At 62.4% G+C, this 20669-nt stretch carries 21 protein-coding genes and 1 other RNA gene; 15 read left to right on the top strand and 7 right to left on the bottom strand.

All coding sequences use genetic code 11. The annotated features are described in order from the left end of the window. Positions 1–134 precede the first annotated feature (134 nt). Both DDE76_RS16565 and DDE76_RS16560 read left to right on the top strand, forming a co-directional pair. Entirely contained in the window at positions 135–2315 is a 2181-nt protein-coding gene (locus DDE76_RS16565) for an esterase-like activity of phytase family protein (protein WP_104893863.1), read from the top strand. Between the two features lie 139 nt (positions 2316–2454). Next, positions 2455–6111 (top strand): AsmA family protein, encoded by a 3657-nt coding sequence (locus tag DDE76_RS16560; RefSeq protein WP_104893864.1) that lies wholly within the window; start codon positions 2455–2457, stop codon positions 6109–6111. Here the strand turns inward: DDE76_RS16560 and DDE76_RS16555 are convergent. The 3 genes from DDE76_RS16555 to ssrA form a co-directional block, all read right to left on the bottom strand. Further along, positions 6095–6316, bottom strand: coding sequence for a ribbon-helix-helix domain-containing protein (locus tag DDE76_RS16555; RefSeq protein ID WP_104893865.1), 222 nt, complete (start codon positions 6314–6316; stop codon positions 6095–6097). The genes DDE76_RS16560 and DDE76_RS16555 overlap by 17 nt on opposite strands. 14 nt (positions 6317–6330) lie before the next feature. Then, on the bottom strand, positions 6331–6819 hold the full coding sequence (locus tag DDE76_RS16550) for an SspB family protein (RefSeq protein ID WP_104893866.1): 489 nt from the start codon (positions 6817–6819) through the stop codon (positions 6331–6333). Positions 6820–6932: 113 nt separating this feature from the next. Further along, positions 6933–7292: a transfer-messenger RNA gene (ssrA, locus tag DDE76_RS16545) on the bottom strand. A 65-nt stretch (positions 7293–7357) separates the two neighbouring features. Between ssrA and DDE76_RS16540 the strand changes: the two genes are divergently transcribed. Beyond that, on the top strand, positions 7358–7909 hold the full coding sequence (locus DDE76_RS16540; protein ID WP_245892022.1) for a thermonuclease family protein: 552 nt from the start codon (positions 7358–7360) through the stop codon (positions 7907–7909). Positions 7910–7912: 3 nt separating this feature from the next. On the opposite strand, the gene DDE76_RS16535 is transcribed toward DDE76_RS16540, so the two are convergent. After that, complete coding sequence (locus DDE76_RS16535; protein WP_104893867.1) at positions 7913–9175, bottom strand: alpha/beta hydrolase family protein; 1263 nt, start codon at positions 9173–9175, stop codon at positions 7913–7915. A gap of 244 nt (positions 9176–9419) precedes the next feature. Between DDE76_RS16535 and DDE76_RS16530 the strand changes: the two genes are divergently transcribed. Further along, positions 9420–9869, top strand: a complete 450-nt coding sequence (locus tag DDE76_RS16530; RefSeq protein WP_104893868.1) for a hypothetical protein — start codon at positions 9420–9422, stop codon at positions 9867–9869. A gap of 1 nt (position 9870) precedes the next feature. Here DDE76_RS16530 and DDE76_RS16525 read toward each other — a convergent pair whose 3' ends face one another. Beyond that, positions 9871–10152, bottom strand: coding sequence for a YdeI/OmpD-associated family protein (locus tag DDE76_RS16525; protein ID WP_245892020.1), 282 nt, complete (start codon positions 10150–10152; stop codon positions 9871–9873). Positions 10153–10270: 118 nt separating this feature from the next. On the opposite strand from DDE76_RS16525, the gene DDE76_RS16520 reads away from it, so the two are divergent. The 7 genes from DDE76_RS16520 to hflC all read left to right on the top strand — a co-directional run bounded on the left by DDE76_RS16520 (position 10271) and on the right by hflC (position 15834). Further along, positions 10271–11065, top strand: a complete 795-nt coding sequence (locus DDE76_RS16520; protein WP_104893869.1) for a thymidylate synthase — start codon at positions 10271–10273, stop codon at positions 11063–11065. Continuing rightward, complete coding sequence (locus tag DDE76_RS16515) at positions 11062–11388, top strand: nucleoside triphosphate pyrophosphohydrolase family protein (RefSeq protein ID WP_104893870.1); 327 nt, start codon at positions 11062–11064, stop codon at positions 11386–11388. The genes DDE76_RS16520 and DDE76_RS16515 overlap by 4 nt, the downstream gene beginning before the upstream one ends. Before the next feature lie 58 nt (positions 11389–11446). Further along, complete coding sequence (locus tag DDE76_RS16510; protein WP_104893871.1) at positions 11447–12454, top strand: DUF4424 domain-containing protein; 1008 nt, start codon at positions 11447–11449, stop codon at positions 12452–12454. Between the two features lie 93 nt (positions 12455–12547). Further along, positions 12548–13030: a GNAT family N-acetyltransferase gene (locus tag DDE76_RS16505; protein ID WP_104893872.1), complete on the top strand. Its 483-nt coding sequence runs from the start codon at positions 12548–12550 to the stop codon at positions 13028–13030. Then, positions 13027–13551: a dihydrofolate reductase gene (locus DDE76_RS16500; protein ID WP_104893873.1), complete on the top strand. Its 525-nt coding sequence runs from the start codon at positions 13027–13029 to the stop codon at positions 13549–13551. Before DDE76_RS16505 ends, DDE76_RS16500 begins: the two co-directional genes overlap by 4 nt. 63 nt (positions 13552–13614) lie before the next feature. Further along, the gene (hflK, locus tag DDE76_RS16495; protein WP_104893874.1) at positions 13615–14715 is read left to right on the top strand and encodes an FtsH protease activity modulator HflK; all 1101 of its coding nucleotides are present in this window, start codon (positions 13615–13617) and stop codon (positions 14713–14715) included. Positions 14716–14718: 3 nt separating this feature from the next. Further along, on the top strand, positions 14719–15834 hold the full coding sequence (hflC, locus tag DDE76_RS16490; protein ID WP_104893875.1) for a protease modulator HflC: 1116 nt from the start codon (positions 14719–14721) through the stop codon (positions 15832–15834). Positions 15835–16005: 171 nt separating this feature from the next. Here the strand turns inward: hflC and serB are convergent, their stop codons facing one another. Then, positions 16006–16878, bottom strand: a complete 873-nt coding sequence (gene serB, locus DDE76_RS16485) for a phosphoserine phosphatase SerB (protein WP_104894986.1) — start codon at positions 16876–16878, stop codon at positions 16006–16008. Positions 16879–16908: 30 nt separating this feature from the next. On the opposite strand from serB, the gene miaA reads away from it, so the two are divergent. Further along, positions 16909–17799, top strand: coding sequence for a tRNA (adenosine(37)-N6)-dimethylallyltransferase MiaA (miaA, locus tag DDE76_RS16480; RefSeq protein WP_104893876.1), 891 nt, complete (start codon positions 16909–16911; stop codon positions 17797–17799). On the opposite strand, the gene DDE76_RS16475 is transcribed toward miaA, so the two are convergent. After that, complete coding sequence (locus tag DDE76_RS16475; protein ID WP_245892018.1) at positions 17796–19211, bottom strand: MATE family efflux transporter; 1416 nt, start codon at positions 19209–19211, stop codon at positions 17796–17798. The genes miaA and DDE76_RS16475 overlap by 4 nt on opposite strands. A gap of 80 nt (positions 19212–19291) precedes the next feature. On the opposite strand from DDE76_RS16475, the gene DDE76_RS16470 reads away from it, so the two are divergent. The 3 genes from DDE76_RS16470 to DDE76_RS16460 all read left to right on the top strand — a co-directional run bounded on the left by DDE76_RS16470 (position 19292) and on the right by DDE76_RS16460 (position 20542). Further along, complete coding sequence (locus tag DDE76_RS16470) at positions 19292–19651, top strand: DUF423 domain-containing protein (protein WP_104893877.1); 360 nt, start codon at positions 19292–19294, stop codon at positions 19649–19651. Between the two features lie 80 nt (positions 19652–19731). Then, a complete protein-coding gene (locus tag DDE76_RS16465; RefSeq protein WP_104893878.1) occupies positions 19732–20007 on the top strand; it encodes a hypothetical protein in 276 nt (91 codons plus the stop codon). A gap of 319 nt (positions 20008–20326) precedes the next feature. Further along, the gene (locus DDE76_RS16460) at positions 20327–20542 is read left to right on the top strand and encodes a cold-shock protein (protein WP_046104661.1); all 216 of its coding nucleotides are present in this window, start codon (positions 20327–20329) and stop codon (positions 20540–20542) included. Positions 20543–20669: the final 127 nt, after the last annotated feature.

Here is a 20669-nt window from a genome sequence, read left to right as displayed (position 1 = left end):
CTACTGGCCAATATAGGGATGGCGGCCGGTCCTGTATAGAAGTCCGGCTTGTCACCGGAACGTCATGCAAGCGTCATCGATCTGTTTCCCCACAGTCCTAAGCCGGGCCCGCATCATTCTGGGGGACCCACATCATGATTGCTCAAAAGCGTCTCGCTGCCCTGAGCGCAGCTCTGCTCCTTTCCACGGCCGGCGTGCAGGCCGCCGAATATTTCAACCGTATTGCCAGCTTTCCTGTCGCGCTGAACACGCCCGATGCCGAAGAAACCTCGTCCGAAATCATCACCGTGTCCGAAGACGGCATGACGCTGATCTATTCGGACAGCCCGGCTGGTGGCGTCGGCTTTATCGATATTACCGATCCGTCCATGCCCAAGGCTGCCGGCTTCCTGGCGCTGGACGGCGAACCGACCACCGTGGTGGTCGATGGCGACAAGATCTTTGTCGGCGTCAATACCTCGGAGAGCTATGTCGAGCCTTCGGGCAATCTGGCGACCATCGATCTCGACACCCAGAGCGTTGAGGCCTCTTGCGACCTGGGCGGCCAGCCGGACTCGGTGGCGCGCAATGCCGATAGCTCGCTGATTGCCGTGGCCATCGAGAACGAACGCGACGAAGACCTCAATGACGGCGAAATCCCGCAGATGCCGGCCGGTGCGCTGGCGCTGGTGAACGTTGTCGACGGCGCCGTGGATTGCGGCACCCTCAGGATCGTCGACCTGACTGGCCTGGCCGACGTGGCCGGTGACGATCCGGAACCGGAATATGTGTCGATCAACAGCCTCAACGAGGTTGTGGTTTCGCTGCAGGAAAACAATCACTTCGTGATCGTTGATGGCAATTCGGGTGAAGTGTCCGCGGATTTCTCCGCCGGTTCGGTCGATCTCGAAAACATCGACACCGAGGACAATGGTTCGCTCGACTTCACCGGCTCGCAGGCCGAGCGCCTGCGTGAACCCGATGCGGTCAAGTGGATCGATGACGAGCGCTTCGTGGTGGCCAATGAAGGCGACTACAATGGCGGTTCGCGCAGCTTCTCGATCTTCAACAAGGCCGGCGACGTCCTGTTCGACAGCGGCGCATCGCTCGACCACCTGGCGGCCCAGTACGGTCACTATCCGGACAAGCGTTCCGATGCCAAGGGCGTTGAGCCCGAAGGTGTGGACGTGGCCAAGTTCGGCGACGACACCTATCTGCTGATCGGCTTGGAACGCGCTTCGCTGGTTGCCATCTACAAGGACACTGGCGCCGAGCCCGAATTCGTCCAGGCCATTCCTTCGGGCATTGGCCCGGAAGGCGCGGTGGCGATCCCGGAGCGCAATTTGCTGATCACCGCCAATGAGACCGATCTGGGTGCCGATGGCCTGGCGCGCAGCCATGTCTCGATCTTCGAGCTGGCCGAAGCCGATGCCCCCAGCTATCCGCACATCATCTCGGATCTCGATGCCGAAGGCCGCCCGCTGGGCTGGGTTGCCCTGTCGGGTCTCGTCGCCGATGCCGAAATGCCGGGCATGCTCTATGGCGTTTCCGACAGCTTCCTGGGTGCGCAGCCCTCGATCTACACGATCGATGCCACTGCGCAGCCGGCCCGCATCACGGCCAAGACCGTGGTGACCCGCAATGGCCATCCGGCACAGAAGATCGACATTGAAGGCATTGCCCTTGATGGCGAAGGTGGCTTCTGGCTGGCTTCGGAAGGCCGCACCGACCGCCTCATCCCGCATGCTCTGTATCGCGTCAATGCCGATGGCGAGATTGCCGAGGAAGTGCCGTTCCCGGCTGAACTTCTGGCCGAAGAAATCCGCTTTGGGTCGGAAGGCGTCACCATGATTGGTGAAGGCGACGATGCCACGCTGTGGATCGCCATCCAGCGCGAGTGGAAAAACGATGCCAAGGGCACTGTCAAACTGGTGTCCTACAATATCGCCAGCGGCGAATGGGGTGCGGTAAACTATCCGCTCGAAGCTCCTGCCGAAGGGGCCTGGGTTGGCCTTTCGGAAATCACCGCCCATGGCGACCTGGTCTATATCGTGGAACGCGATAACCAGATCGGCGACAAGGCCCAGCTCAAGGCGCTCTACAGCGTGCCGGTTGCCGAACTGGTGCCGGGTGCGCTGGGCGGCGAACTGCCGACCGTGACCAAGACGCTGGTGCGCGACCTGCTCCCCGACCTGACCTCTACTGGCGGCTATGTGCTGGACAAGGTCGAAGGCTTTGCCATCGACGCCAGCGGAACCGGCTTTGTTGTCACTGACAATGATGGCGTGGACGACAGCTCCGGCGAGACCATGTTCTGGTCCATCGGTACCCTTTAAGGTCTCCTCCCCTTGACCTTGACGGCGGCCGGGCGTTTGCCCGGCCGTTTTCGTATGCTCAAAAAGGGTTCAGGCGGCTTGCTTGTGCGCGGCAAGTGCCTACACTCACGCCAGTTTCAGCCGGGGCAGAACAGGCACAGTGCTTAATCGCATCTATATCGTGGTCGGCCTCTTTGCAATTGTGGTGCTGGCCGGCGCCTTTCTCGCGCCGCGCTTCATCCAATGGGGCGATTATCGTGACCGCATGGAAGTGCTGGCGACCAGCGTGTTGGGCGCCGAGGTTTCGATTCGGGGCGACATTTCGTTTTCGCTGCTGCCCAGCCCGCGCCTGGCGTTCTCCGATGTGATCGTTGGCGATGCCGAAGCACCCGCCGCAACGGTTGGCGCGGTCGAGGCCGAGTTCGTGCTGATGGATTTTCTGCGCGATATCTACAATGTCACCGCACTCACTCTCGAAAGCCCGGTCGTGGATCTGACGGTGGATGAGAACGGGCTGTTCGGCAGTGGCGTGGACCTGAGCGGGGCAGGCAATGGTGTCGCGCTCGAACATGCGCGAATTTCCAATGGCAGCATCCGGCTGGAGGACCTGCGATCGGCCGAGACATTTGTTGCGCAACGTATCGATGGAGACCTGCGGCTTTCGAGCTTTGTCGGACCGTTTCAATTCCAGGGGCGGGCCGACTATGACGACACGCGCTATGAAGTCAGGTTCAATTCCGGTGCTGCCGACGACCAGGGCAATGCGCGTGTGTCGAGCTTTGTGCGCGAGGCGTTGGGGGCCTTCTCCGTGACCCTGGAGGGCGTATTGGCGGCCAGTGCGGCACCACGCTTTGAGGGGAGCCTGGCCTATCGGCAGGCCCCACCAGAAGCAGAGCGCGCCGATGAGATTCGCGGCGATCTGGTGCTGGAAAGCGCGATTACCGTATCGACGGATCGCGTGGTGCTCTCGGGCTATACATTGCAACCCGATGAAAATCGGGCCGGTATGCGCCTGACCGGCGCTGCGAGCGTGCAGTTGGGCCTGAGACGCAGTTTCGACGCCGTGGTGTCGGGCGGGGTGTTCTCATTGCCGCCGCGGGACGCCACCGAGGTGGCCAGCGAACTGCCCTATGAATTTGTGCGCATGTTGACCGAACTGCCCGCACCGCCCATTCCACCCATGCCGGGGCGGCTGGGGGTGGATCTGGCGGAAGTGGGCCTGCGCGGCTTTGCCCTGCGCGAATTGCGCGTCGACGCCATCAGCGATGGTACCGACTGGACCATCGAACAGGCGGTCGGCCGCTTGCCGGGGGAAACCGAGATGCGGTTTTCCGGCGTGGTCTCCAATGACAATGGCGTGGTTGGCCTGCAGGGCGATGTGAGCATTGTGGCTGCCCGGCTGGAGGCGCTGTCGCAATTGTGGAAGCGGCCAAGCGAGGATAGCCCGCTGTTCAACACGCCAGGCAGCCTTGAGGGGCGGCTGATGCTGGCGGGCGATGCCTTCGGGCTGAGCCACGGGCGGCTGAATGTGGATGGCAAAAGCCATGAGTTGGAGCTTCGCATTGGATTTGGCGCAGAGCCAAGGCTCGATACGGTGCTGAAACTGGCGAGCCTGGATGATCGCGAAACTGCAGCCTTGCTGGCGCTGTTTCCCGATGCGGTCAATGACGCGAATTTCACAATCAGCTTCCCAGCTGGCAGCTTTTCCATCACGGCCGAGCAGGCTGACGTGATGGGGCTGATGGCCACCGATCTTGTAGCTGAAGCGCAATGGTCGCCCGAGGCGGTCCGGTTCTCGCGCCTTTCGGCATCGGATTGGGGTGGGCTGATGCTGAGCGCGGCGCTGCGCGTTTCGGGAAGTCTGGGCGAACCCCACGTGACCGGTTCGGGGCAAGTGGGGGTGACAGCCGGCGATGCGCCGGGACTGATGGCGCTTTATGAAATGGCCGGTGTGCCGTTTGGCTGGCAGGAGGGCCTCGCCGGTACATGGCCGGCGGATCTGCAGTTTCTGATTGCCGAGGCGGAGCAGGGCGTCGAGGGCGCGGGCCAGGTGTTGACTCTGAGCGGCGATCTGGCGGCGGCGGCTATCGACCTGCGTGCCGAGATGAGCGACGGCCTTTCGGGTCTGTCCACGGGCGAGCTGCGACTGGTGGCCTCGTTGGAGGCCGAGAATGGCGAGGCAACGCTTGCCCGTCTCGGGCTGGCCGACATTCCGCTGTTTGCCGGAGACGATGTGCTGGTCGCGAGCCTGTTCTTCGAGGGTAGCGGGCCAGACGGATTTGACGGGCGCATGGCGTTGAGCCAGGGCGGTCAGACAGTGAGCTATTTCGGCGCTTTGCGGGTGGTGCAGAATGGCGAAATCAGCGGCGATGGTACGCTCGACGTGCTGCTCGATGATGCAAGCGGCTTGGCCAGTCTTGTTGGCGCACGGGGCGCCAGCCTGCCTGAGGTCGAGGCCAGCGCAGCATTATCCTTTGAAGGCGTTCGGCGGCTGACGCTGGATAATATTGCGGGGGCGAGCGGGGATGCCGGGTTTGGCGGTTATCTGGAGATGCAGCGTCTGGGGCAGTTGCCGAGCTATAGCGGGCAGATAAACACCGATTCCCTGGAGCTTGGCGGGCTTGCCGCAGCCCTGTTCGGGCGCGATGCGCTGATCGGCAATAGGGCGGCAATCTGGCCCGAAGGTCCGCTGGCGGCCAATGCCGCGCCACGCCCGGCGCGCGGCGAGATCGCGGTTTCCACCGGATCGCTGACCCATGGCGGATTGGACATGCTGGGGGAAACCAGCTTCAATTTTGTATGGAGCCCGGAATCCGTGTCGATCAGCCGGCTGGTCGGCGCGATCGGCGGTGGTACGCTAAGGCTGTCCATCGAGCAATGCTGCGCCGGGTCGCTCTCGGCGCGTACGGTGTCCGGACAGGTTACACTGGATGGCGCGGCGCTGGACGGCATTGTCCCTGAAGCAATCGGGTGGGGCCTGTCGGGCAATCTGTTTGCCGGGCTGCAATTTGAAGGGACGGGTGAGAGCCTGGGCGAGACTGTGCGCAGCCTGACCGGGGAAGGCAATTTCGCGTTCTCCGATTTCGTCGCACAGGGGCTGGCACCGTCGGTCTTTCCGGCCATTGCGGGCCTGGAAAATGTGCTGGACATGGAAGCCGATACGCTTGAGACCCTGATCGGCATCGCCCTTTCACAAGGGGATTTTACGGCCGATGACGCGCGGGGCGCATTCACCATTGCCGGCGGCACGGTGCGTGTGGCCAACCTCATCATCGAAGGGGCGGGCGGACGGCTTGCGGGCAGCCTGAACCTGGTACTCGATACGCTGGGGCTGGATGGCAACTATGTGCTGACCCCGCGTGACTATGTCGATCCTGATGGACTGGTGGAGCCCGACACGGCCCGGATCATCGCGCAGGTGACCGGGACGCTGCTTGCGCCGGTGGTGCGCGTCGATCTCAGCGAGATGGTCGCGGCCATCCAGGTGCGGGCCAATGAATTGGAGGTCGAGCGGCTCGAGACCTTGCGGCTTGAAGATGAAGCCCGGCAACGCGCGGCGGCCCAGGAGCGCAACAGGCTGATCGAGGAACAGCGTCGGCGCGCTGCCGAGGAGGCCGCGCGGCAGGCCGCCGAGGAAGAAGCGCAACGGCTTGAGGAAGAGCAGTTGCTGCAAGAACAAGGGTCTGAGGAGATCGTACCGGAGGCCGGGGAAGAAGAGCCGATCAACGGGCCGCTCAATCTCGGTTTTCAGCCCGGGGTGAACCAGCCCATCGGCGATGGCGTCAACCAGCCCATCCAGCTTATTCCGGGGCAGTAGCGGGCCGGTCCCGATACCAGGCCAGAACCGCAAGCCGCACGGCCGAAGACAGGTTCGTGGTTTGCCGGTTTTCGTCGATGTCGCGCACAAGGCCGGCAAGGCTCAACTGGCGGGCTGACGCCATGTCTTCGAGACCGCGCCAGAATTCGGGCTCGAGCGCAATGGAGGTGCGATGGCCGGCAATGGAGAAGGAGCGCTTTTCCATGCCTTGTCCGGTTGTCAGGGCTTTTTGCGGAAGGCGTCGAGGCTGACCACTTTTTCGCCGCTGCTTTCTTCGGATGCAGTCTCGCCCGATGCCGCTTCGGTTGCTGCGTCGGCGTTGGCTTCATCAGCCTCGCGCTCATCGGGAGCGGTGGCCGGGTCGAATTGCAGGGCGAACTGGACCGAGGGATCAAAGAAGCTTTTGATGGCCGCAAAGGGAATGTGCAGCATTTCGGGTTGGCCATTGAAGCTCAGGCCGACCTCGAATGCACTTTCGGTGACCTTGAGGTCCCAATACTGGTTCTGCAGCACGATGGTCATTTCTTTGTCGTACTGCTTGAGCAATTCCTCGCTGATGCGGGTGCCGGGCGCGCGCGTGGCAAAGGAAATGAAGAAATGATGCTCGCCGGGCAGGCCGGTCCGCGACACTTCGGCCAGAACCTTGCGCACGACGCCGCGCAGGGCTTCCTGGGCGAGAATGTCGTATCGCATGTGGTCTTCGGCCATAGTGCCCTAATCTCCTCGTAAGTTCGGATCGATTCCCGAACGGCCCATATCAGCCCTACGTTCCCATGAAATTCAAGAACAAAGGCGGCAGGAACTGCAAGCAAATGGAAATGAGTGCAGGCTTCTGTTGCCAGGTGCCTGCGAACCCCGCCTGACGCCCGGCTAGGGGCGGAGGACTTAAATTCCCAGTGCTAGCACCGCTTACGCGGCGAGAGCGACCGGAGCCTTATGGTTGTCATTGGCAACTATAAGTTTTAGCCCGATAACGGCGGTACAATGCCGAGCGAAAGCACACTCTTTACGCCCTCGTCGATCCTGTTTCGTCCCCATTGGCTCCTCCCCGAAAGGAGGGGAGATGGTGGAGACGCCGGGTACTGCCCCCGGGTCCGATGGGTTTATTACAATGACAGTTTATCGCCATAGCCCTTGCGGGCACACCCTATATAGGTGAGGCGCCAAGCGGATGCAAATCCGGATGGCTCGGTTCAGCACTGATTAACATCTCGTGATCATGCTCGCGGTCCTCAAGAGGGCTGGCATGAACACGTCGAAACAAGGCTTTGGCCGACGCAGCAGCGGGGGCAGGCGGCGCAGTGGTGTGTTGGACACATTGCCGCTGCTGCCACTGATGCTTGTTGCCCTGGGTGTGGGGGGCGGTGTGACCACCATGCTCGATGGGAGCGGTCTGAGCGACTGGTTGCTTGGCACGCAAGAGCGTGCTGTGCCAGCGGCGGGCCAGCTCTATTCGGGGCAATTCGGCCTCTGTTCGGGTTCGGTACGTGTTACCTGCGTCGTGGACGGAGATACGTTTTGGCTTGATGGCACCAAGATCCGCATTGCCGACATCAACACACCCGAAGTCAGCTCGCCACAGTGTTCGCAGGAGGCCGTCCTTGGCCGGCGCGCGACTGAACGCCTGAGGGAAATGCTCAATGCCGGGCCATTTGCTCTGGTGCGGGACGGACGCGATGAGGACCAGTATGGCCGCAAGCTGCGGGTCGCCATGCGCGATGGTCAGTCTCTCGGTGGGCAATTGGTGGCCGAGGGGCTGGCTCATGAATGGCAGGGCTATCGACGGGGCTGGTGCTGAGGCTCAGCGTCCGGGCGGCAGGTGCTCGACGACCAGGCCCCTGGTGGTGCGCGGAGCAAAGCCGGGCCAGGTCCGGTCTCCGGCCGGCTCGGTCCAGGGCGATGAGGCCAGGTCGAGATAGCCTGCCATGCTGTCGTCTGCCTTGAGGGTCAGGCCGAGAAAAGCCGTCAGGAAGTGCTGCGTGATATTGTTCATCCGCACATTGGACCAGACGAAATCGGCGTAGTGCTCATAGGGACTGCCCGGGCCGCCCTGTTGCAGGGCTTCGGCCGGCGGCGGCATGGGGGCCGCCGCGTTGTGTCCAGCGCCCTGGAAGCTGAGCATGTAGCGCTCGGCGTTGACGGCACCCTCGAAGATGCGGCGAATGCCACCGGCATAGTCGGAAATTTCGTCTTGGGTGCCGCCGATCACGAAGAGGGGCATTTCGATGCCGGCCAGTCCGGCCTCGTCCCAAAGGCCAAGTTGCGCGCCCCAGGGCGCGATGGTGACGGCCGCCTTCAGGCGTGGATCGCGCGCGGTCCGATAGGCGTCCGAATTGGCCGCGAGGGCATCGAGCGCGGTGGGAGGCGCCATGCCCGAGTCCATGGCGGCTTGGGACAGTCCCGCACCGGCGCTCGTGACAGCGCCGTAGCCGCCCATGGAATAGCCGATGATCGCGCTGTTTTCGGCGTCTACCAGTCCGGACAGAAAGCCATCTCCTTCTCCCGACATCGCCGCGATCCGGTCGAGGACGAAGAGCTGGTCGGGCGAGCGGTTCGCCAAAGTGCTGGCAAAGCCCAGCTTGTTCTCATAGGTACTTTCGAAATGGTCGATGCTGGCGACAACGTAGCCCTGGCTTGCGAGGTGCTCGCCAAACGGGCTGAGCAAGTAGCGATTGCCTGGATAGCCATGTGAGATGATGACCAGTGGAAATGGGCCTCCAGCCTGATCGGGCGCGGCATCGCGCACGGCCTGACCATGCAGCGTGACCGTCGCGGTGCTGTTGGCCATCTGTACATTGGGATAGGGGCCGCCGGTGTTGGCTGTCTCCGGTTCGGCGGGATACCAGATCTCGAGGCGAAGGGGACGATCATATCGGGCCTGGGGACCGGTAAGCACATCGGGCCGGTCGGCGTAGAGCAGGTCGACCGTTCTGACCCCGACGGTATGCGGTCCGGGTTGTGCCAGTTCGGGCGCATCTGGCAGCCGCTGGTCGATCCGATTGTCCTGGGCCAAGGTCATGCCTCCTGTCACCGCAAGCAGAAAAATCACCAGAAGCTGTCGCATGCCGGTCTCCTCTTGCGGGGCAGAGTAGAGCGGGAAAGCGAAAGATCAAGTCTTTCATCTGCTTTCATTTTGGTTCGCTTTACGGCGCTGGACAAACCGTGTGGTGCGCGGTCATGCTGGTCCGGCAAGGGAGTTTCAACCGATGTCGATGGAGCCGTTGAGCGGCAGGGATTGCAATGGCTGCACGGCCTGCTGTTCCTTCCCTCCGATTCACAGCGAAACCTTGCAGAAGCCGGCCAATACGATGTGCTTGCATTGTGCCGAGGGGCAGGGGTGTACCGTCTATGACCAGCGGCCCGATGTCTGCCGGGGGTTCTTCTGTGGCTGGTTCTTTCTCGAAGAGCTAGGCCCGGAGTGGCACCCCAAGCAGAGCGGCGTGGTGATCCGGTCGGAGAGGTTCGACAATGACACGGTCACGCTGCTCATTCTGGAACTGGGTGCTTTCCTCGTGTCCGAAGAATTTGCCGGGATGGTCGGTGGCTGGGTGGAAGAAGGGTTTGGCGTCGAGTTCGAGCGGCTGGGGCCGCCAGGGCACCTGCCGGCCAAGATGCGCATGAACGAACTGCTCGAAGAGGCCGTCGCAAAGCGCGATCTGCGGGAGATGCAGACTATTTTTGCCTGGTCCCTGGCGCATATCGACAAGACCCATGTCTGGGAGTCCGACGAGACGGTGCTACGCAGCGCGCTGGGCTGACCTAGCCGTTCCACTTCATCTTCATATAGATGCCGCCTGTCTTCAGTTCTTCGAGCATCTGGCCCAGGCGCTTGCGGCGGGTTTCCTCGCGCTTGGCGTTGTTGATCCACATCAGATAATCATTGCGCTGATAGGCCGGGCGGGCCTCATAAAGCGCCATGAGGCCGCGTTCGATCAGGGCCATACGCACGAAATCGGGCATGGGTTGGATCGGGCGGATCAGCTTGCCGGGAATTGGCGAGCCGAGAATATTGTGGTCGAGATCGGTCTTGGGTCGGCCCATAATGTCACCTCGTGCCTCCTGCGGCTTTGATGTAACAGCACCGTTGCGCAGGGCGTGTCAGTTGAAAACGCGTAAATCCCGACGGGCCGATGAAGGCGAATCGCCTTAGAATTCAGCTATGCAGTCCTATCTTCAGCTTCTTTCCGACATTCTCGAAAACGGCACCGACAAATCGGACCGGACCGGCACCGGTACACGCAGCCTGTTCGGCTATCAGATGCGGTTTGACCTTTCGAAGGGTTTTCCGCTGGTCACGACCAAGAAGCTGCATCTCAAATCGATCATTTATGAACTGCTCTGGTTCATTCGTGGTGAAACCAATGTGCGCTGGCTGCAGGAGCGCGGCGTCAGCATCTGGGACGAGTGGGCCGACGAAAATGGCGATCTGGGTCCTGTCTATGGCTCGCAATGGCGGAGCTGGCCGGCACCGGATGGACGCAAGATCGACCAGTTGCAGGCCGTGGTGGACCAGATCCGCAGCAAGCCCGATAGCCGCCGGCACATCGTTTCGGCCTGGAACCCCGCCGAGGTCGACAATATGGCGCTGCCGCCATGTCACGCGCTGTTTCAGTTCTACGTCGCCAATGGCAGGCTGAGCTGCCAGCTCTATCAGCGCTCGGCCGACAGCTTTCTGGGCGTGCCGTTCAACATCGCGTCCTATGCCTTGCTGACCCACATGGTGGCGCAGGTGTGCGACCTTGATGCGGGCGATTTCGTGCACACGCTGGGGGATGCGCATCTGTACAGCAATCACTTCGAGCAGGCGCGCTTGCAGCTTTCGCGCGAACCGCGGCCCTTGCCGAAACTGGTGATGAACCCCGAACGCAAACGGCTGGAAGACTTTGTCTTCGAAGACTTTGCCTTTGAAGGCTATGATCCGCATCCGCGCATTGCCGCACCGATCGCGGTATGAGCCGGTCGCTGGAAGACCTCACCGCGCTGGTCTCGGAAGTGTCCGACACCTATGCGTTGCGCAATGACATTGCCTGCGACGATGACTGGTATCTGCTCAAGGTGCAGGAAGAGCTGGGCGAGCTCGTCGCGGAATATCTGCGCGGGACCGGGCGCGGGCGGATGAAGGGCGCCGACGCGGCGGCCGTGCGGACGGCGCTGGAGGATGAGGCGGCGGACGTCCTTGCCATGCTGCTGCTGTTTGCCCGCAACAATGGTATCGACCTCGATGCGGCGCTGGAGCGTAAGTGGTTCAAATATCTAGGCCATGCTCCCGAGATTTGACCGTGTCCGGCCGGGCGCGGCATGCTAGGAATGCTGGCGTAGAGGAGAAGGGGCCGTGATGAGGATATGTTCCGCAGCGTTTCTGGTGCTGATGGCTCTGCCGGCATTTGGCAATGATACGGCGGTGGTTCTGACGACGGGTGGGCTGGAATTTGTCGCGCATGGCGAAATCGCCATGGAAAGCGAGGAGCTGTTCATCTCGCGCGAAGAGATCCGCGTCGTCTATCGGTTCCGCAATGACAGCGACCAGGACCACCATTTGCTGGTGGCCTTTCCGATGCCCGACATCGTGCCGGATCATTTCTCGCCCGTGGCCTATCCGATGGGGGCGAGTGACAATCTGTTCGGGTTCGAGACGAGGTTCGAGGGCGAGCCGGTCGAGGCAGAACTGCACGAATATGCCTATGCGGCCGGAGTCGACCGGACCAAGCTGCTGGCAAAGCTCGATATTCCGCTGGTGCCGATCAGCCAGGAGGCGATTGATGCGGTCGATGGTCTGGATGAAGCGGCGCTTGCCGAGCTCCTGCATCTGGGCCTGGCCATGCCAGATGAATACGATGCGGGAGAAGGTTGGGAAACCCACCACTGGCCGGCCTGGACCTATCGTGCGACCTATACCTGGGAGGCGACCTTCCCGGCAGGCGAAACGGTTAGTGTTGAGCACCGCTATACGCCCAGCGTGGGCGGAACGACCGGGGTGTCGTTTCTGTCTGAACCCTATGAGGATGGGTATGATCCTGCAGCCGAATATCGGCGCAAATATTGTACCGACGAGAATTTCGTCACGGCGGTGCGCAAGACACTGCCTGATCCGAACGAACCCTGGGGGGCGCCGTTCACCGAAAGCTGGATTTCCTACATCCTGACGACCGGCGGCAATTGGGCCGGTGGCGGCATCGAAAATTTCCGGCTCGTCATCGACAAGGGCAGTACCGACAATCTCGTCTCATTCTGCGGTGAGGGCGTGACCAAGATCGGGCCCACGACCTTCGAAATGGTCAAGGAAAACTACTGGCCGCGTGAAGAGCTCAATATCCTCATCCTGGAACGCTATGAGGCGCCATAGCGCCGACATCGCCAGGCCCTCTCCGCGTCAGCGGATGACGCCGCAATTGCAATCAATGGAGGCCCCCGCCTCGCGGGGCGTGTTATCAAGGATTTGACCAAGCTCACTCTTCGCCCCGCCGTCCCGGCGGATGCAGGCCAGATCGTCGCCTTCATCCGCGCGCTGGCCGTCTATGAGAAGCTCGAACACGAAGTGCAGGCCAGCGAGGCCGATCTTGCGCGCGATCTGTTCGGGGCTGCCCCCAAGGTGTTCTGCGAGATCGCCGAATGGGAGGGCAAGCCGGTTGGCTTTGCGCTCTGGTTCTACACCTATTCGACCTTTCAGGGCCGGCACGGCATCTGGCTTGAGGATCTTTACGTCGATCCGGAGCTGCGCGGGAAGGGGATCGGCAAGGCCTTGCTGGTTCACCTCGCGCAACGCTGCGTCAAAGAGGAGCTGGGGCGGTTCGAGTGGTGGGTGCTCGACTGGAATGAGCCCTCGGTTGCATTCTACAAGAGCCAGGGGGGCGTCTTGCAGGACGAGTGGACCAAGGTGCGGGTGGATGGGGACGCGCTGCAGCGGCTGGGTCAGCTATGAGCGTTCTCATTTCCCTGATCGCGGCGGTGGCGCGCAACAATGTGATTGGCGCGAGCCAGTCCATGCCATGGCGCATTCCGTCGGACTTTGCCTGGTTCAAGCAGACCACGATGGGTAAGCCCATGGTCATGGGCCGCAAGCAGTTCGAGACATTTCCCAAGCCACTGCCTGGGCGTCCGCATATCGTGGTGACGCGGCAACATGATTATCGCCCCGAGGGCGTTCTGGTGCGCCACAGCCTGCAAGAGGCCCTGGCCGCCGCACGGCGGCTTGCCGAGGCCAGCGACCAGAATGAAATCATGGTGATTGGTGGCGGCGACATATACGCGCAGGCCATGCCGCTGGCGGACCGGCTCTATATCAGCCATGTCGATCTCGCGCCGGACGGGGATGTGCATTTTCCGCCCATTGATCCGGGCGAATGGCGTGTTGTCGATGAGCCGGACATGCCCCGGTCCGAGCGCGATCCGGCCACCTATGCGATAAGGGTTTACGAACGCATTCACGGGGCCGCGCATTGATCGGGCGGGCTCCTTGCCTATATATGGCAGCAATGATTTCTCGAAGACACCGAAAGGAATGCGATGCCTTGGGAGAATAATGGTGGCGGAGGCGGCCGCAATAGTGGCGGACCGTGGGGCCAGGCGCCTGGGGGAGGCGGGGGCGGGCCACGCCGTCCGGGTAACAATACTCCCAATCTCGAAGACATTCTGAACCGCGGACGCGCTCAGTTTGGCGGCGGATTGCCGGGTGGCCGCTGGTTGCTGGTCGGTGGTGTCCTGCTCTTGGGCGCCTTCTGGGTGGTCAATTCGGTCTACACTGTCGAGGAAGCCGAAGTCGGCGTTGAATTCCGCCTGGGTGCGCCCAAGCAGGAATTGTCGACTGCGGGTCTGCATTTCCATCTCTGGCCGATTGAAACGGTGGAGAAGGTGAACACCTCGCAAAACCAAACCACGATCGGCACCGCGACAGGGTCGGGTTCGCGCGGCAATGCCGATGACGGGCTGATGCTTTCGGGCGATCAGAACATCGTCGACGTGCGTTTTGCCGTGCTTTGGTCGGTGGGCAATCCGGTCGACTATGTGATCAATGTCCGTGACCCCGAGGAAATGGTGCGCAACGCTGCGGAAAGCGCGATGCGCGAAATCGTTGGCCGCCGTCCGGCACAGGATATTTTCCGTGACGACCGCGCCGGGATCGCCATCGAGGTGCAGCAGATCACCCAGGATATTCTCGATTCCTACGGCATGGGCGTTTCGGTGCAGCAGATCTCGATCGAGAATGCCGCGCCGCCTGCTGAAGTGGCCGACGCCTTCAACGAAGTGCAGCGTGCCGAGCAGGACGAAGACCGTTTGCAGGAAGAAGCCCGCTCCTATGCCAACACCCTTCTGGGTGACGCCCGCGGTCAGGCCGCAGCGCTGCGCGAAGAAGCTGCGGCTTACTCGAACCGCGTCGTGCAGGAAGCAACCGGTGAAGCCGAGCGCTTCAACGCGGTCTATGCCGAATACGTCAACGCACCCGAAGTGACCCGCAAACGTCTGTTCCTGGAAACCATGGAACAGGTGCTGGGCGCCTCCGAGAAGGTGCTGGTCGAGAACGGTGCCGGTGGTTCGGGCGTCGTGCCCTATCTGCCGCTGCCTGAGCTGCGCTCCCGCACCAATGCAAACACCGGTTCGGGGGAGTAAGCCATGAGCAATCGTCTCTTTATCATTGGCGCCGTCCTGGTGGCGGCGCTTTATGTGCTGTTCTCCTCGATCTATGTGGTCAATGAGCGTGAGCAGGCCATCGTTCTGCGCTTCGGCCAGATCACCGATGTCCGCACCGAGCCGGGTCTCTATTTCAAGATCCCGACCGATATCGTGGACAGCGTGCAGATCATCGAAGATCGTCTGCTGCGCCAGGATATCGCCGACATGACCGTGCAGGTCTCGGGCGGTGCCTTCTACGAGGTGGACGCCTTCCTGACCTACAAGATCGTCGATCCGGTGCTGTTCCGCCAGCGGGCCCTGGGCCAGTTGTCGGTCGCGCAGGATCGTATCGCCACGCGTTTCGACGCTGCCCTGCGTCAGGTCTATGGTCTGCGTGAGTTCAACGCGGCTCTCTCCGAGCAGCGCCCGCAGATGATGGACGAAGCGCGCGACCTGATCCGTCCGGAAATGGCCGAGCTTGGCATCGAGATCGTCGATGTGCGCATCCTGCGGACCGATCTTGCCGATGAAGTGTCCGAACGGACCTATGAGCGTATGCGTGCCGAACGTCTGGCCGAGGCTGCGCTGCTGCGTGCCCGTGGTCAGGAACAGGCGCAGAGCCTGCGCGCCATTGCCGAACGTCAGGCCGTGGAAATCGTCGCTGCTGCGACACGCGATGCCGAAATCATCCGTGGTACAGGCGACGCCGAACGGAGCCGCATCTTTGCCTCGGCTTATGGGCAGGACGCGGAATTCTTCGAGTTCTATCGCTCGATGGAATCCTACCGGACCGCGCTGGGCAATACCGGCACGACCATGGTCCTCTCGCCTGACAGTGCCTTCTTCCGCTACTTCGGTTCGGACGGCGAAATCCCGGCGGCCAGCACCTCGTTTGCCACGCCGCTGCCGCAGCAATCGGCGCCTCAGCCCAGCACCAGCTCAGACGAGCCGGCACTGGATGGCCTGGGCATCGAGGAGACCGTCGCGCCGACCATGACCCTGGACGATGGTTCGGAACTGCAGCCGACCGTTGGTACCGAGGCCCCGCCTCCGGCTGAGGAGAACCCGCCAGCGGTCGAAGGGGCAACCCCGACCGAAGTGCCGGCCAGCCAGTAAGCCGCAACTTATCTCAAGAAAAAGGCCGGCGCAGGAAACTGCGCCGGCCTTTTCTGTTGAAGGGGTGACTAGAGCGTCTCATCGTTTCAATGAAACGGCGAGACAGCTCCAAATCTTTGTCTTGTCGTGTTTCCGAACCGCAAAACCGTTGCCACCTTTGCGGGAAACGCTCTAGCGGACGAACTCGTCGTCGTAATAGCCCTGCAGGTAGAGCAGGGCAGTCAGGTCGCCATGGTCGATGCGGATGCCGGCAGCCTCGGCGACCGCAGGCTTGGCGTGCAGTGCTACACCGAAGCCGGCGGCCCCGATCATGTCGAGGTCGTTGGCGCCATCGCCGACCGCCATGGTGCGCGTCAGGTCGAGATTGCGTTCGCTGGCCAGTGCCAGCAGTCGCTCGCGCTTGGTGTTCTTGTCCACGATGGGCTTGGCTACCGTACCGGTGAGGCTGTCGCCTTCGAATTCGAGCACATTGGCAATGGCTTCGTCGAAGCCGATGCGCTTGGCAAAATAGTCGGCGAACAGGGTAAAACCGCCTGAGACAAGCGAGGTATAGGCGCCATAGGCCTTCATGGTCTGCACCAGGGCGCGCCCGCCAGGGGTCAGGGTGATGGCCTCGCGGCGCACCGCCTCGACCACCTTGCGCTCAAGCCCCTTGAGCAGGGCAACGCGGGTGTCCAGCGCCTGGGCGAAGTCGAGTTCGCCGCGCATGGCGCGGTCAGTAATTTCGGCAACCTGTGGCTTGAGGTCGAGAGCGGCGGCCAATTCGTCGATGCATTCCTGCTCGATCATGGTGGAGTCCATGTCGGCGACCAGGAGAAGCTTGCGACGGCCTTCGGTGGGCACCAGATTGGCATCGACGGCCTTGTTGCCGATGATGTCGCGGGCAATCGCCAGTGCATCTGGCGCACCGGGCTCGATAATGTCGCAGGCTACCCCGTGGTTCAGCCAGTTGAGTTCTCCGCCGGTTTGGGCCACCACAGCCTGCGCCAACGATGCACTCAAATCTGGGTCGGCGGGATTGGCGATGAGGGAAAGGACCGGCATGGCGAGCACAACTTTCGGGAGAGTTCGGTGATGGGCCAAAGGCGCGCTGTGCTGATAGCGGGTCCGACTGCCAGCGGCAAGTCGGCGCTGGCACTGGAGCGTGCGCGCGTAGGCGGTGGCGTCATCATCAATGCCGATGCCATGCAGGTTTACGATACGCTGCGGATCGTGACGGCCCGCCCGAGTGTCGCGGATCAAGCAGAGGCAGAGCATCGTCTTTATGGCATCGTGCCGGCCGCCGAGCGGTTTTCGACCGGGCAATGGGTGCGGGCTGCGCAGGCAATCCTGGAAGAGGTCGATCCGGCGCGTGAACTGATTTTTGTCGGTGGAACAGGGCTTTACTTTGAAGCTCTGACAAATGGATTCGCCGATGTGCCGGAAATTTCCACCGCGCTGACCTTTGAAGTTCAACAAGAGATTCAAGCGCTTGAAGAACCGCAGCGGATGGCCCTGCTTGAGGCGGAGGACCCGGTGACAGCCAGACGCCTCAAGGTGGCCGATCCGCAGCGGGTGACGCGGGCCATTGCGGTGAAACGCGCGACGGGGCGGGCGCTGTCGAGTTTCCAGGACGATCAGCAGCCGGGGCTGCTGGACGGATGGTCGGTCGAGCGCATGGTGCTTTCGCCGGATCGCGATGTATTGCGCGAGCGCATTGCGCGGCGTTTTGAGGTCATGTTTGCCAGTGGCGCGGTCGAAGAGGTTGAGGCGCTGCGGGCGCTGAAGCTCGATCCGAGCCTGCCGGTGATGAAAGCCATCGGCGTGCGTGAGATTTCCGACTGGCTCGATGGGGTGCATAGCCAGGGCGAAGCGATCACGCTGGCCACCATCGCCACCCATCAATATGCCAAGCGGCAGCGCACCTGGTTCCGCAACCGCATGGGCGATTGGCCACGCCTGGGTCTTGAGGGCAAGGCCCCTTAGGCGTTGATGTTGCGCAGCAGGCCCAGGCGCTCGCGGAGCGCAAAGCGGCCGACCAGCAGCACGGCGACGAAGGCGAGGCCGGCCGCCAGGCCGAGCCAGATGCCGACACCGCGCAGGTCGAGCACATAGCCCAGGAGCCAGGCGACGGGCAGGCCGACGAACCAATAGCCGAAAATGGCCATGAGCATGGGCACCTTGGTGTCGCTCAAACCGCGCAGGGCATGGGCGGCGACAACCTGGGCGCCATCGACGAGCTGAAACAGCCCGGCAATGGCGAGATAGGTGGCGGCGAAGACCAGAGCGGCCTGGTTCTGTGGCAAGGCCCGATCGAGGAACAGGGCAACAATGGCCGGACCAAACAGGATGAAGGTCAGGGCCGAGACCGCCATGAAGCCGGTGCCGAGCAGAAAGCTCATCCAGCCCGCCTTGCGGATGCCTTCGATGTCCTTGCGGCCATAGGCGACGCCGACGCGCACCGTGGCGGCGATCCCGAGTCCCAACGGCACCATGAAGGCCAGCGAGGCGCATTGCAGCGCAACGGCATGGGCGGCCAGTTCATCGGTACCCAGCCGGCCCATCAGAATGGCGGCGGCGGCGAACAGCCCAACTTCAGCCAACACGGTCAGGCCAATCGGCGTGCCGATGCGGAAGATCTCGCGGAAGCGGGGCCAATCGGGCTTCCAGAAGCGGATGAGAATGTTGAAGCGCTTGAAGCGGCGGTGGCGCAGCACATAGGTCAGCATGGCGCCGAGCATGAACACATTGGTCAGGACCGTGGCGATGGCGGCGCCGCGCAATTCCAGCCGCGGCAGGCCGAAATTGCCAAACATCAACAGGTAGTTGGTGATGGCGTTGACGATCACGCCGCCCACCGTGATGACCAGAATGATGCGCGTGGAATCAAAGGTGGAGAGGAAGGAGCGCAGGACGATGACGCCCATGGCGGGCACCAGCATCAGGACGGCGATCTGGATGTATTCCTCGGCCCGGGCGGCCAGGACCGGGTCCTGGCCGAGCCAGCCATAGACCGTGCGGATCTGTAGGAGGACCGGCGCGAGCAGCAGAGCCAGGAGGATAGCGGCCCAGAAGCCCTGGCGTACGACACGGCGGATCGCCTTGATGTCCCGCCTACCGCGGGCCTGGGCGGTCAGCGGTGCCACCGCGCCGACCACGCCGACGCCAAAGAGAAACAGCGGCATGAGGAAGCTGTTGGCCAGTGTGCCGGCAGCAAGCGCTTCCGGCCCGAGCCAGCCCATCATCAGGACATCGGTGGCCTGCAGGGCATTCTGGGCCACCTGGGCGATGACCAGGGGCCAGGCCAAAGCAAAGGTGGCACGGAACTCCGTGCCCCAGCCGGACTTGGCCATGGGGGTCTGTGGCGCCGCACGGGCCGCCGCGACGTTGTCGCTCATTGTCATGTCTCTCACTCGCAGCCCATGCTGTAGTCCAATCCGGTCCGGCGCGAAAGCAGGACCAATGCCAGGAGCATGAGATGGCCAGATTGGTGCCAAGACATTTGCTGGTGCTTGCCGGCCTGATGGGGGCGCTCGGCGTTGCCGCAGCGGCTGCCGCTTCACATGGCGAGAGCCGGAACCTGGGCGCCCTGGAGACGATGTTCCTGGCCCATGCGCCGGTGCTGGTGGCGCTGGGGCTGTTCGGGCAGGGACGCGTGCTGTTGGGCGCCGGGCTGGTGCTGGCAATTGGTACGCTGTTGTTTGGCGGCGACCTGGCGATGCGCCAATATGTGGGGCAGGGGTTGTTTGGCGGGGCGGCACCGCTGGGCGGCGGCTTGATGATGCTGGGCTGGGCGGGACTGGCTCTGGCCGGCTTGGTCGGCAAAGGCCGGGCTTGAATTAATAAAGTTTAAAACCCGGCCGGAACCATTCACGGGGCCGTGCATTCCTTCGTGCGAGTGTTTCGTTGGAGGAATTAATGCACAAGATCCTGATTATCGCCGCAACCGCCCTGTCCCTGGCCGCCTGCACCACCACCCAGCAGGGTGCGACCGTGGGTGCCATTGGTGGCGGCATTGTCGGTGCCACCGCAACTGGCGGCAATGTTGTCGGCACGGCTGTTGGTGCCGGTATCGGTGCCGTGGCCGGTGCGGCTGCCGGCGAGCTTCTTGGTTATTATGGCACGAGCCGCGACCGCTGCGTTTACGAACGCCGTGACGGCACCCGCTATATCGATACTTGCCCGCGCGGATAACGCGCTGCATCGCCAAGCCGCAGCGCCCCCTGCGGCCAAGCGCCCCCAGGCGCCACACACCCGGTTGGCCCCCCGACCGGGTGTTGTTTTGAACAGGTGCGAGCAATCGATTGAACGCGCAGGGTGGCCTTGAAAAAGTCAACAAAAACAGCGATAATTTAGGCATACGTGCCACTTGTCTTGCGCTATCTGAACGACCGGCCTGCCGGAAACTTGGCTACCTCCTGATCTCGTGAACCGTAAGTCCGGAAAAATTGCACACTCCCGGACAAACCCTTCCGCCGCACGTTGCGGCACAACAGACTTAGAGGACCAAGACATGGCCGCCATCACCGGGACCGTGAAATTCTTCAACACTACCAAGGGCTACGGCTTCATTTCGCCCGATAACGGCGAAAAGGATGCTTTCGTCCACATTTCCGCCGTGCAGCGCTCGGGCCTGCAGGGTCTTTATGAAGGCGACAAGGTGAGCTTCGAGCTGCAGACCGGCCGCGACGGCAAGGTTTCGGCCACCGATCTGACCCTGCTGAGCTAATCGCAAGACGCAGATATTGACCGGTCTGTGCCGTTTCTGAAGGAAACGGTGAAGAACCGGAATGGAAGGGGCCCGCTGGGCCCCTTTTGCTTGCAATCGCGTGCAACATCTGTCCGGCTAGGGTAAG

The sequence above is a fragment of the Devosia indica genome (genome assembly GCF_003056405.1).
GTDB lineage: Bacteria > Pseudomonadota > Alphaproteobacteria > Rhizobiales > Devosiaceae > Devosia > Devosia indica.
The sequence above is the reverse complement of the archived record's forward strand: the minus strand, read 5'-3'. Positions and strand labels throughout refer to the sequence as shown.